This is a genomic window from Paenibacillus sp. NPDC057967, from assembly GCF_042887015.1.
Classification (GTDB): domain Bacteria; phylum Bacillota; class Bacilli; order Paenibacillales; family Paenibacillaceae; genus Pristimantibacillus.
Genome location: NZ_JBHVQB010000003.1, coordinates 421,531 through 433,234, shown reverse-complemented (window position 1 = coordinate 433,234; position 11,704 = coordinate 421,531). Strand labels below are relative to the sequence as shown.

The window sequence follows — 11,704 nt, the reverse complement described above, 5'->3', positions numbered from 1 at the left end:
GTGCTGGCGAAGGTAAAGGCGGCAACATCGGCGGCGGCGGAGCAGGCAAAGGCGGCAATATCGGTGGTGCTGGCGAAGGTAAAGGCGGCAACATCGGCGGCGGCGGAGCAGGCAAAGGCGGCAATATCGGTGGTGCTGGCGAAGGTAAAGGCGGCAACATCGGTGGCGGCGGAGCAGGTAAAGCGCCGGGCGGTAATGTCGGCGGTGGCGGAGCAGGCAAAGCACCGGGCGGCAATGTCGGCGGTGGCGGAGCGGGCAAAACGCCTCCGGGCGGTAAAGTTCCCCCAAGCGGCAAGATCGACAGCCAGCCGCGCAGTCAGCAATAAGAGGTAACGAATAAGAGCCGTCTCGATGGGTGCTCCTTACGGAGAATAGCCGGTCGGGGCGGCTTTTTGCCATGAACGCGACTAGAGGCGAGTGGATGGGCGCTCCAAAAAAGGTTAAACTATCATTACCGTATTCTAGCAAGCGAAATGGGGCAACGAGATGAACAATTGGAGCGTGAAAAAACAAGCCAACACTATCTTGATCTTATCGGGCATAGGCATCCTGGCGGCGTTCCCCTTCCAGCACACGTTTGCGGGAGGGCTGTTATTCGCCATATTCAGCGCCGGGACGATTGGCGGACTGGCGGATTCTTTTGCGATTAGCGCATTATTCGGTGATCCTCTGCGGATCAAATGGCCGAAATGGATGGGCACTCATATTATTTCCCGTAATAAAGAGCGGCTGATTGGCGAGCTTGTCGACATGGTGGAGAAGGAGCTGCTGACAGTTGCATCAATCAAAGCCACGCTCGAAGAACATGATCTGGGCAAGGTGCTGGTCCGCTATTTGTCCGAGAGCGGCGGAAGCGAAGAGGTGCAGCAATTCGCAGGCAAGCTGGCAGGCGATCTGCTGGAGAAAGTGGAGCCGGGCGGGTTGGCCGGAGGCATCGAGCGATTCGCCTATGATCATGCCGGCTCCTTACAGGTGTCCGATGTGCTCGCAGATGTAGGAGAATGGACCATTCGCAACGGCTATGATGATAAAATTATCAATTTTGTCGTTCAGCCGCTCGTGCAGTTAGTGAAGTCGGAGCCATTCCGGGCGCTTGTCGAGCAGTTCGCTGATTCGGCGATCCGATCCTATGAAGGGGAGAAGCTGCGCCGCAGACTGGTCGACTTCACAGCGGGCTTGAATGCGCCTGCCATTAGCGTGAAGGTTCAGGATTGGCTGGCTAACTTCATTGAGCAATTCGCTGCGGAGGATCATCCGCAGCGTCAAAGCTTTAAGCTGTTTCTTGCCGAGTTTGTACGCAGGCTGCGGGAGGATGAATCGCTTCGCCAGAGTATTGAGGCTGGGAAGCTGACTATTCTGGCCAAGATTCAGGAGAATGTCCCGCTGGAGGAGTTGCTGAAGACCCGTATCGAGAAGGCGCGAGCAGCTCTTATGGCAGCCGCTCAAGATGAGGGAGCCCCGCAGTCATCCCCGCTAGGCTGGCTGCGCCAGGAAATTGACAGAGGGCTAGAGCAATTAAGGACGCGTGAGGATCTTCAGGCAGCGCTCGACACTGGCGTTAAGTCGTTGTTGCTCGGCTGGATTGAGAACAAGCATACGCTTATCGGACGTTTGGTGAGAGAGAAGCTGAATTCTTTTTCAGAGGATGAGCTTATTGAATTAATCAAAGAAAAGGCAGGCAAGGACCTGCAATACATTCGGCTTAACGGGATGGTTGTAGGCGGGCTGGTCGGCCTCGTTCTCTATCTGCTCACGTTCTGGATAGGGGGGCGATAACATGACGATGAGACGAAAAGCCAATCTTAGCTTGCTGTTGCTGGCTCTATTATTCATCGGTGCGGCTGCCTTGACGTATTGGTATCCCGGCAGATGGTGGTCCAAGCTGTTGCTGTATTCCGCGGAAGCGGGCTTGGTAGGGGCGCTGGCCGATCTGTTCGCTGTGACGGTCTTGTTCCGGCATCCGCTTGGCATGCGCTGGGTTCCGCATACGGCGATCATTCCGCGCAATCGGACGAAGCTGGTCGAAGGTGTCGCCGCCATGGTAGAGGAGCAGCTGCTCAGCAAAAGCATGATCAAGGATAAACTGATGGCTTACAGCATAGTGGATGCCATCATCGGCTGGCTGGACCGCAAGGGCAGCGGCGGCATGGGTATTGCCGAGAAAGGCTGGGAGCTGCTGCTCTCCTGGGTGAAGGGAACGGATACGGAGAAGCTGGCTGGCAAGCTGGACGGATATGTTCGGGGTTCGCTTCGAGGGATGGATCTGTCCCGTTACGGTGGGAGAGGGCTTCGCTGGCTGCTGGTGAACAGCGATTTTCAGAAGTGGATGGGCCAGGTCGTCGAGTATGCGGCGAAGCGGGTCGCTAGCGAGGATACGAAGCAAGCGATTCGCGCCATGCTGACAAAGGAGAAGGACAACTTCGTCTCCGAAGGAGGCTCCTTCACCAAGTGGCTGAAGCGCAAGCTGGTTGATTTCGCCGAGGCAGCGGATGCGTTGAATCTGGATGATGCTGCGAATACGCTGTACAATGATCTGCAATCGTTTATGAATGATTTGAGGGATCCGAAGCATGAGCTTCGTGTGCTAGTCGAGGTCCGGCTGATGGAGCTGGCGGAGAAGCTGGAGACGAGCGAGGACATGGCTGCGACCATCGAGAAGTGGAAGCTTGAGCTGCTGGATGAGCTGTCGCTCCAGCCTTCCATCCATGCGCTGCTGGACAGCATGAGAGGGATGCTGCTTGCAGGCAGCGAGCTGAAGTATTTGGCAGCAGAAGAGCGCCAGCTTCATGTCGATGATGTGAAGAACTGGCTGTCGGAGCTGATCGGCGCGTATTGGGAAGCGTTCAAGGCGGATGAGGAGACCAAGGCTCAGCTCGATCGTTACTTGAAGCAATTCATCAACGGCATCATGGAGCAGGAGCATGCCTTGATCGGGCGTATTGCGCGCAAGACGCTGGAGGGCTTCACCGAGGAGCGGCTGGTGGAATTTATCGAAAGCAAGGTCGAGACGGACTTGCAGCGTATCCGGTTGAACGGTGCATTTATCGGAGCTGGGGTGGGGGCACTTATCTTCGTGATCCTGCATGGCATCTATGGGCCGCTGCTGGAGTATCTATTTTAGGAAAGTACTGGAGGAAGGCCTGTGCCGCATGGCGGTATGGGCTTTTTTTTCGCGGAATGGACACATTACCCTGAAAAGAAAACGCTGACATTAAAGTTAAATCGTTTATACTATATATAGTGATAGACAGACTATCGAATGGAGGAAGCAGGCCTGAACAACATTAGATTATTCGCAGACAGCGTGTCGGATTTGCCGCAAGAATGGATAGAGAGATATAACATTACGATCGTGCCTTTATATATTATTTTCAACGAGGAAGTCTTCCGGGACGGAATTGATATTACGACTGAGGAGATCTACCGGCGGGTGGAGGAGAACGGGGTATTGCCTCGTACAGCAGCGCCTTCGCCGGATGATTTCACGCAAGCATTTCAAGACGCAATTGACGCTGGAGATTCGGTGTTGTTTATCAGCATGTCTGCCAAAGTGTCTTCCACAAACCAGAATGCCAGAATTGCCATGAATGATTTCCCTGAGGGACGAATCACGCTCGTCGATTCCACCCACTTGTCCGCAAGCACCGCCATGCTCGTCATTATGGCCGCACGGCTGCTGGAGCAGGGGAAGGATATGGATACGGTGGTCGCACATTTGGAGTCGCACCGAGACCGCGTCGAGATCGACATCCTGATTGACCGCCTGGATTACTTGCACAAGGGCGGACGCGTATCCAGCATTCAGAACATGATTGGCAGTTTATTAAATATCCGGCCTGTACTTGGCATCAAGCAAGGTCTTATTCTATCCACGAAGAAATACCGGGGCAAAACGCAAAAGGCGCTTGAGGGCGTTATGCAAAATATTGTAGATAATATTGATAGCATAGATCAAAATGTTGTCGTCATTGCTCAGACTGTAGCTGAGAAGGCGGCGGACTACATGCGCAGTTACTTGTTGGAGCATACGTCTGTTAAAGAGATTATTATGATCGAAGGCGGTTGTACGATTGGCTCGCATACTGGGCCTAAGACGGTGGCTATTAGTTATTTGCGGAAGTAGGTATTTGGGAGTAAGTCTTAATAGAGGTACTGCACAAGCGAGTTATAGTTTCCTGAACTGCAAGTTGTACGTTGGAATCTTATCGGGCGCGCCATACTTAGAAGTTTCAGAACCGTACTGTTGTGCGGTTCTTTTTTTCTTTGGAGTTGTTCGCAGGAGAGACTTATGGGGAAGTTTTTCCTGTTGTTACTCTTTTGGCAGCAACAGGAAAGCAGAGTTGTTTTGACTTGTTGTAGCATGTCGTATTAGGCGCTATATTTCTATACATAGGTCAAATGGCATGATATAGTCAATTTGCAGGGATTGGAATTTAATCCAGTAGTATTAGCGAAGTTCATATATAAAACGTTTCAGGAAATCGACTCTAAGAAAAAATTCTTGAAAGGATGCGATGAGTTGGGGGGAAGCATGTGGTTGTTCATCTCAAAAGACTCAAAGGTAACGAAAATTTCCAAACCTATAAATCAAGTTTATAAGCCAGTTCCTTTTTTAGCTAGACAAGAAGTTCTCGAAGTCACTTTGTACTATGAAACCAAGTCTAGAAAACCCTCTAAACTTGAGATTGTTAATTTTGATCGATTTAGATTGGATGAAAATGGAGGGTTTGTAATTACGGATTTTGAAAGACGAAAATCGCTCTATAATTTTTTTGAATTTGGAATGAAGACGCCGGAGGAAAAAGCAGAAGACGATCAACCCATAGCTCTCCCAATACCACCGGTTATTCCGACTTTTAAAGAAAAAGAGGTAATATATTCATATCTAGAGCAAAAGTATCCATTAATAGCAAGTCAGGCTCCCATAATTGTAGAAAATATGATTGGTTTTTCTAACGAAACACATAAAAAACATATAGAATTTGTAGCGGCGCAAAATTTTTGGCAAAGATTCTCATCATATTTGACAAAAAAAGCCCCGCTTTTGCAGGGCTTTTCTAATGCTTTATTCTTCGTTATTTTGAGGCTCGCTTTCAGCCTTCAGAGCAGAACGATATGGTTCAGGTACAAATTCAATAGGCAACCTTCCCGATTGAACTGCTGTACGATACATACCCATAAACACTTCATTAAGCATTTTCCCCACCTCCCTCTAGGGTATCGACACGCGCCCGTAGAAAATCTACTTCAGCCATAAGGAATGTCAACAGAACTGCTACCATTTCTGTATTGAGTTGAAATGTGCTTTTTTGTGGCGCGACATCGATTCCCTTTTCTTTAAGGTAGGAAATCACATCTTGCATATTTAAGTCCATACTAAGCCTCCTCCAGTGCCAATAACCTTGCTGCATATTGAGCTAATATCCAATCTTGTATTCCATCGTGTGTTTTAATTTGAGCTATTTCTTGCACCGCTTGTGCCAGTATGCTGTTGGTAGCTGCCTTATAATGCAGAACAGCTTCTATTGCGTTCGTGCTGAAAGAGTATTTATCCAGCACTACATAATCAACGTACACATTATCAGGATTTAGCAAATCTTCTACGTTGATAGACGCCCTGACTTTGCCATGAGCGTTGCTTGAAACTGCGATAGACCATTTGGCATTGCGTTTTTCACCATCATAAATGGCTATTATTATAGCGGCGCGATGTGTTAATTGTGAACCCGAAGGAACTTCAAAGCTTGGTGTCGTTACTTGATTCAAGTTGATGTAATATTCATTACGGCTACTGGTGCCAGTTCCGCGAACGGGGTTTGCTTTTTCCCGAACGATCGTACCTTCCAGCAATTCCACTGAATTTTCTCTTGCATCCAGCGAGATGCTGCCTAGATCGCCCGATAGCTCTTCGGTAACTGGCATCGCAAGTACATAATCTAGCGTCGCCCATGCATCCCATCCTGGAGCTTTATTTGCAGCAACATAAGCCTCAGTATTGGTAGGTGGAGCCACACCCGTTAAAATCGATACCCAGCTATTGTAGACGCTGCCATTGTTGCCGTTAGCCTTCCATCCGTTCATCATCGCTTTGACAGCATTTGCGTTAGCATTTACCGATTCAACCCACCCAACATCAGACATCCGCACGTTAATGTAAAAGGTTCCATTGGAGTGAGCCATGAAGATGTTTTCTGTGCCTTCCGCTGTACTACCTTCAGGGAATATCAATCCATCGTAACGATGAAATATATGTCCTGGCATACCTACCATAATATTAGGAAAGTTGGTTATTGAAATACGTTTTATTACAGGATTTTCGGAGACATTCCATGCACCTAACCACGAGAGGGAACCATCCAACTTAACGCCTGTCTTCCATCGTCTAAACACTTGTCCCGTTGTGCTGTCGTAGCTATCCGCTATACTACGGTCAACGTTACTCCCCAAAGTAACGGGACAATGGGCGTATTGGTCGACGCGAGGTTCAAATGAATCTGGGAGTTTATCAACGCCACCATGAACCAACATCCAATTCTCTACAGTGAAAATGCCGTTGTAATTATTGCCAAAGCGTACCGATACATAAGCGGAATTTTGCGGAACGATAAACGTTAAAGGGTTAACACCAGTTGGCTGATAAATTGTGGTTTCGACACCGTTCGTATCAAATGACGTAACATAATGCTTCATATCTATGTCCGTTTTAAAGCTAATAGTGTAAGTGCCAGGTTTTAGACTTATGTCAAAATCCATTGTTTGGCTGGCACCTGTCCGATTTTGTATTGCTTTATATGGACCTCCTACAGTCCAAACCGAGCGAACGCGAGATGCTAGCGTTGCAGGCGGCAGCAAGTTTTTCCCCGTCTTACGCACACCCACACCTTTTAAACGCTTTAAACCATCCACATAAGGCAAATAAGCGTCAACGGCGTCGCCCAATATTGTTGTGCCTATGGCTGCATAATCGGCGGCAGATACCTCATATAGACGAACATCATCAATATACACTACTGCTGTAGGTTGACCCTCGGTGGTACTTGCCAGACCAATAAGTAATCTAAATCCGTTACCGACAAGGGTATTGGCTGCCGGGATTTTAACGTAAGCAAATTGCCATCCACCCACATTTGCTGAGGTGGTGTATAAGGCATAGCGAGATGTTGTAAGACTGCCTGGCTCGTATAGTCCTACCATGGGAAGCCCTCTCGTAAAAGATTCGACATATATCCATGCACCTAGTACATACTGCTTATTAACATCGAGCTTGTTGTTAAAGTCTTTCGACACATAACATGTTGCTCCAGACGCTGAAAATTTAAAGCTACTATTCCCCGATCTTTTGACTAAAGTCGATAATTCCGGCGTTCCTGCTTTAAACCAATTTGTTAGACTCTCGCATCCACCATCGTTACCCAAGATATTGACTAGCGTCCGGCCCTTAACCTGAACTGTCGCTCCGCTTGCCTTATCAGGCGTTACAATGTTTACACCATGTTTGATAGTTGCTGTTTGCTTCTCCTGGCTGTCAAGCTGCTTATGTGCATCTTCGATGCCTTTTTCGATGTTGTTAAGCCGAGTGGCGCTCACGGGTGTACCTTGTTGGATGATTTGGCCCGTATGATTATCAACAACATGATCTTGCCAAACGGTCTTATTATATGCCATCGTCATACCCTCCTTAACGTATACTTAAATGCTACAAGCAATCCGTTGATATTCGGCTTTGCAACTGAATCCGGCTGATCATCAAACACGGCTCCAGCCTGATCAATAAGCTGAAACTTATTGATCGTTCCCGTGACGGTATCATCCAGGTATAAATAGAATGTGATGACATCGCCGGAACGCTCTGTTTTAAAAATCGGTACAGTCGTTGGGGTGCTGCCGATGTAATAACGACCTTCTTTGATTAGCCCCTGTAAATAGTCCTTCAGCTTGTTGTGTCCTGTTGTTGTAATACTCAAATTGTCCCCCCCAATCCGCTATGAAAATTGCCGCACAGGTTGTATGGCCGTATAGATTTTCGTTGTTGTTGATTAAGCTCTAAATCTGATGAAGATTGAAGATAGAGCGTTTCGATCTCACGGTTTGAACCTGTCTGTACTTTTCCGGCGTACTTATACGGCCATTGCCCTGTATAGTAGTCGCTTTGCTTCAGCTCCACATCATCCCTGTAGAGTCGGCCCCATGTGGATGCATCCGGCCAAGTACCACATAAAAACGTTCCAGTGATAGGGAATGGGTACATGTACCTTTTAAAATCGAATTGCACTCGAAGCTCTTGGGTATAGGTGAAAACCGCTCTATACCTCGGTGACATGTGGGCATGAATAATGGTTTCGATTTGTTTGTAAAAGCTGGACGCCGTGATAAATGCCGTTTCAAATTCAAACGTAATCGTATACGTTAATGCATCAACAGTAACTTTGACAGGCCTCCCAGTGTAAGCCGATGCGACGCCTTCAAGCGTTCTAGCCGAAAAAGAAGAGCTGCTTCTAAGCTTCGCCAGGATTCGGCTCCGTCGCACATCGAAGCTATCCGTTTCTATCGTTTCAAGTCCTAATTCTTGTTCCCATGAGTCTAATCCCCATGTTGCCGTTCTGACAAAAAACTGATCTAGTACACCGTCCAGTGCATACCGTAGCTTATCAAATTCAACTCCTTCAGCCTGGAAAGTATCACGTAGAAACTTAGAGCGGCGGGCGTGCAACGGGAGATAGGAAAGCATTTCCTGTCCCCGTAGACTTGTTACAGTCATACCAGTGTCACCGTCCCTAATACGGCCACCTCGCCAAGCCCAACAGGGATATTGTCCGTGATTCCATTTACCGTCAAGCCGGAGTAATCTTGTACACCTGGCGTATCTAGCAGGATTGACCCTATCCGTACATACTTAACGGATGGATCAGAGCTGAAGGCCAACGACTTGATGTAATTAAGAAGCACGGAGCTAAACATGCTTTTTACGGTTTGCAAGTTGGTATCCTCCGCGAGCTGTACTTCTGCCGATACGTTTATCATGATCGCTTTGGCTGCCGATACTGTCACCAAAGCACCGATTGGAGCCATGCCATTTCCAAGAGCTGGATCAGGGGATATAAAGTTTTGAACGCTATATACAAGATCGGGTGATGCTGGTTGTTTGTCAGCACCCAAAATGATGACTTTTACCGTTCCTGGACCATCCCATAATGGCAGAATTTGAACATCTGAGACACCTGGCACTTCTAAGGCCCAATTAATATAATCATTCTTGTTCCCACCAGCAGAAGGAGTCCGCACCTTTTTAAGATAGCGATCAAGCAGAGCTGCATCACTCTCACGATCCGCTCCTCCACTTGTAGGACGTAGGTTTGTAACTGAAGTTAATCCTTCAATACTCTCTACAATGTTCACAATTGTTCCTGCCGCCACGTTTCCCAAAGCCCCAGCTTCCATAGCCCTGATTGCAGCTTCAACTTCTCCATCAGCTCCAACCATGACAGCATTCACCAGTTCAAAATAGATAGGGGCGTCACCAATCGTCGATAACTGCCAGCCTGAAGGTACATTTGTACCGTACTTACCTCTTAACAAAACCTTTTCGCTTGCGTGTACTGCCTCTTTACGAATTACACCATGTTCTTCAGTACGTAGGTCCAGATATTCGCCAAACGTATGTTGAGCGAAGCCTCGCCTCAAAACCTCCTGTGCCCAATCTGCCGCCAAAGTAAGCTCAATAGCAGCAGGGATTGTAGTATCCCACGGCATGGAACCTTCTGCTTTGTCCAAATTATCCGGCATGGAAGTAAGCATACGGGCATGGATGGCTTCTAACGTTTGGTCTGTGAGATATTCGGGGAGTGGTATGGTCATTAAAACATCACCTCCAACCTTTGCTCACGACCGATTGCAGGAACAGCCGTGAATGAAATATAATGCGAATCACCTTTAAAATCATGTTTGAAATCCTTGACCGTTTGTGTACGAGGATCAACCATTAACGCTTCAGTTATAGCGCGTTCAGCTTCCAGCATAGAAGCTTGTCTATTAGGCTGTTGCCGCGCTCGTTTCATTTCGGCCCCATAATCAGAGGTATAAGCAAGACTTTCAAACCTTTCGGTCATAACGGCTTTTATACACCATTGCGCCCAAACTGTATGGCCGTCAGCCATCACGACACGGCCAGCCCCGTCTATTACATAATCCCCGGTAGAAAAATCATAAAGCGGCCCCTCTGGATACATGACTTGACTGTTTGTATCATCTTCGACTAATTGAGGTGCGTCAAAAACAGGGAATAGATCAGGCATCTCCTGGTACCACCTTACTGATGATTACAGGTTCATTTCTTACCCATATGACAAGCACGCGATCACCAGGTTGAAGCGCCGAACCCATCTGAAGCTTTGCTTTTGGAATATGTCCATTATCAGAACCAGCACCAAAGTCAAGCCTTGAGCTTTGGGAATAAGACGTAACGCCTGGTATATCTGTTCCGTCAGGATTGACGGGGGAAGCAGTACGATAAATACGAGAATCTTGCGGAATATGTGCATCAACCATCCATTCAGCAATTAGATATTCGCTTTTAGGTAGAGGGATAGAAAATTGGTCAAGTAGCAGTTCACCGCTTTGGCCGATGGTAGCAAGGTCTATTGAAGATGGTTGTTCCTTACTACCTGTGCCTCGAATCGCTTCTGCTAATCGGCTGAATCCGTTGCTCATATTTCTGACACCTCCATTGTCATTTCACGATTGTCAGCGGAATGGGTAATGCTTTCAATCGCAAAGTATCCCTTAATAGTTCCGGCTGCGACATAGACTTTATCACCCCGCCGAAGAAATGGAACATCAGGAGCGGATATACTACGTCTTCGACGGGGTGAGCCTCTCTCTTTGAGAACTTCTTGCGCGGCCCTTTTTGCCGCAGCTACAGAGTCATATTGTTCGCGGTAAATTACATCCTGCAAAACGCCGAACTCTTTACGGCCATCGACAGTAGCAACAATTGGAGCGCGTCCAGCGGCGTTTTCTTTGCCAATTATTTTGACACGAGTCACAAGGTCCTCGATGTTTTGATTGTCGGACATTCGGGACACAATGTTTGAACCAAAATGATAGACTTCCTTGTTTTGTGCTTGGGGGAGAACATAGATTTTACCGCCATAAGCTCGCATGAAAAATTTACCGCCGCCACGATCCCGGACTTGATCAAGAACCTGCTGAATCATTGCCGCTACAGTATCACCGCGAAAGATTTGCTTTGATAATGAGATAGCAGGTAATGACATCTGCGCAACAGGGATTTTCCATGCTTTGGCGATGTCATTAATAATTGCGTTTGCCCGTGTCCCCTTGGGATAATACCGATCATCTTTGCTCCGTAGCAAATATATAAGCATGTCATAAGCCTTTACCGTCAAGGAGCCAACCGAATCATTGGTATAGTCCCAGTCGAAGACAATGCCCTGATGTAGCTCTTTCCAGCCTTGGCCCCAGTCAGCTTGCAAGATAGTCCGTGTGCCTAATGGCAATTTTTGATGCAGCCAGCCCTTGCCCATGGGTTGGTTCAGCAGCTTGAATTGTACGCTCGACGCCAATTCTCCGGCTTGCTCCGACCAACTCAATCCATTTGCAAGCCCAGTTAAAGAAAGCCGCTCTCCAGTTGGCTGGAGAACGGCAATGTCGTATTTTACATTTGATATGTTTATCAGTTTAATTC

The 11,704-nt window shown here is 47.8% G+C and carries 13 protein-coding genes; 4 read left to right on the top strand and 9 right to left on the bottom strand.

The features are described from left to right. The 4 genes from ACFVSO_RS09395 to ACFVSO_RS09380 form a co-directional block, all read left to right on the top strand. Positions 1-326: hypothetical protein (locus ACFVSO_RS09395; RefSeq protein WP_387472523.1), on the top strand; the 326-nt coding region annotated here is incomplete at its 5' end. 160 nt (positions 327-486) lie between these two features. Next, positions 487-1,776, top strand: coding sequence for a DUF445 domain-containing protein (locus ACFVSO_RS09390; protein ID WP_387472521.1), 1,290 nt, complete (start codon positions 487-489; stop codon positions 1,774-1,776). 1 nt (position 1,777) lies between these two features. After that, complete coding sequence (locus tag ACFVSO_RS09385) at positions 1,778-3,121, top strand: DUF445 domain-containing protein (RefSeq protein WP_387472519.1); 1,344 nt, start codon at positions 1,778-1,780, stop codon at positions 3,119-3,121. 138 nt (positions 3,122-3,259) lie between these two features. After that, a complete protein-coding gene (locus ACFVSO_RS09380; RefSeq protein ID WP_387472517.1) occupies positions 3,260-4,123 on the top strand; it encodes a DegV family protein in 864 nt (287 codons plus the stop codon). A gap of 942 nt (positions 4,124-5,065) precedes the next feature. On the opposite strand, the gene ACFVSO_RS09375 is transcribed toward ACFVSO_RS09380, so the two are convergent. Genes ACFVSO_RS09375 through ACFVSO_RS09335 form a run of 9 tightly spaced genes read right to left on the bottom strand, consistent with a single transcriptional unit; the run spans position 5,066 to position 11,666 of the window. Continuing rightward, the gene (locus ACFVSO_RS09375) at positions 5,066-5,197 is read right to left on the bottom strand and encodes a hypothetical protein (protein ID WP_387472515.1); all 132 of its coding nucleotides are present in this window, start codon (positions 5,195-5,197) and stop codon (positions 5,066-5,068) included. Further along, entirely contained in the window at positions 5,190-5,375 is a 186-nt protein-coding gene (locus ACFVSO_RS09370) for a hypothetical protein (protein WP_387472513.1), read from the bottom strand. Before ACFVSO_RS09370 ends, ACFVSO_RS09375 begins: the two co-directional genes overlap by 8 nt. 1 nt (position 5,376) lies before the next feature. After that, positions 5,377-7,665, bottom strand: a complete 2,289-nt coding sequence (locus tag ACFVSO_RS09365) for a hypothetical protein (RefSeq protein ID WP_387472511.1) — start codon at positions 7,663-7,665, stop codon at positions 5,377-5,379. A 2-nt stretch (positions 7,666-7,667) separates the two neighbouring features. Continuing rightward, positions 7,668-7,964 carry a hypothetical protein gene (locus ACFVSO_RS09360; RefSeq protein WP_387472509.1) on the bottom strand — a complete coding sequence of 99 codons (297 nt, stop codon included), beginning with the start codon at positions 7,962-7,964 and terminating at the stop codon, positions 7,668-7,670. Continuing rightward, positions 7,961-8,758, bottom strand: coding sequence for a putative phage tail protein (locus ACFVSO_RS09355; protein WP_387472507.1), 798 nt, complete (start codon positions 8,756-8,758; stop codon positions 7,961-7,963). The genes ACFVSO_RS09360 and ACFVSO_RS09355 overlap by 4 nt, the downstream gene beginning before the upstream one ends. Continuing rightward, positions 8,755-9,855, bottom strand: coding sequence for a baseplate J/gp47 family protein (locus tag ACFVSO_RS09350; RefSeq protein ID WP_387472505.1), 1,101 nt, complete (start codon positions 9,853-9,855; stop codon positions 8,755-8,757). Before ACFVSO_RS09350 ends, ACFVSO_RS09355 begins: the two co-directional genes overlap by 4 nt. Further along, positions 9,855-10,292 carry a DUF2634 domain-containing protein gene (locus ACFVSO_RS09345; protein ID WP_387472503.1) on the bottom strand — a complete coding sequence of 146 codons (438 nt, stop codon included), beginning with the start codon at positions 10,290-10,292 and terminating at the stop codon, positions 9,855-9,857. The genes ACFVSO_RS09350 and ACFVSO_RS09345 overlap by 1 nt, the downstream gene beginning before the upstream one ends. Further along, positions 10,285-10,707 carry a peptide methionine sulfoxide reductase gene (locus tag ACFVSO_RS09340; protein ID WP_387472501.1) on the bottom strand — a complete coding sequence of 141 codons (423 nt, stop codon included), beginning with the start codon at positions 10,705-10,707 and terminating at the stop codon, positions 10,285-10,287. Before ACFVSO_RS09340 ends, ACFVSO_RS09345 begins: the two co-directional genes overlap by 8 nt. Beyond that, the gene (locus tag ACFVSO_RS09335) at positions 10,704-11,666 is read right to left on the bottom strand and encodes an XkdQ/YqbQ family protein (RefSeq protein ID WP_483875065.1); all 963 of its coding nucleotides are present in this window, start codon (positions 11,664-11,666) and stop codon (positions 10,704-10,706) included. The genes ACFVSO_RS09340 and ACFVSO_RS09335 overlap by 4 nt, the downstream gene beginning before the upstream one ends. Positions 11,667-11,704: the final 38 nt, after the last annotated feature.

Coding starts and splice junctions, on each gene's coding strand:
- ACFVSO_RS09390 (WP_387472521.1), top strand. CDS start 487: ATGAACAATTGGAGCGTGAAAAAACAAGCCAACACTATCTTGATCTTA.
- ACFVSO_RS09385 (WP_387472519.1), top strand. CDS start 1,778: ATGACGATGAGACGAAAAGCCAATCTTAGCTTGCTGTTGCTGGCTCTA.
- ACFVSO_RS09380 (WP_387472517.1), top strand. CDS start 3,260: ATGGAGGAAGCAGGCCTGAACAACATTAGATTATTCGCAGACAGCGTG.
- ACFVSO_RS09375 (WP_387472515.1), bottom strand. CDS start 5,197: ATGCTTAATGAAGTGTTTATGGGTATGTATCGTACAGCAGTTCAATCG.
- ACFVSO_RS09370 (WP_387472513.1), bottom strand. CDS start 5,375: ATGGACTTAAATATGCAAGATGTGATTTCCTACCTTAAAGAAAAGGGA.
- ACFVSO_RS09365 (WP_387472511.1), bottom strand. CDS start 7,665: ATGGCATATAATAAGACCGTTTGGCAAGATCATGTTGTTGATAATCAT.
- ACFVSO_RS09355 (WP_387472507.1), bottom strand. CDS start 8,758: ATGACTGTAACAAGTCTACGGGGACAGGAAATGCTTTCCTATCTCCCG.
- ACFVSO_RS09350 (WP_387472505.1), bottom strand. CDS start 9,855: ATGACCATACCACTCCCCGAATATCTCACAGACCAAACGTTAGAAGCC.
- ACFVSO_RS09345 (WP_387472503.1), bottom strand. CDS start 10,292: ATGCCTGATCTATTCCCTGTTTTTGACGCACCTCAATTAGTCGAAGAT.
- ACFVSO_RS09340 (WP_387472501.1), bottom strand. CDS start 10,707: ATGAGCAACGGATTCAGCCGATTAGCAGAAGCGATTCGAGGCACAGGT.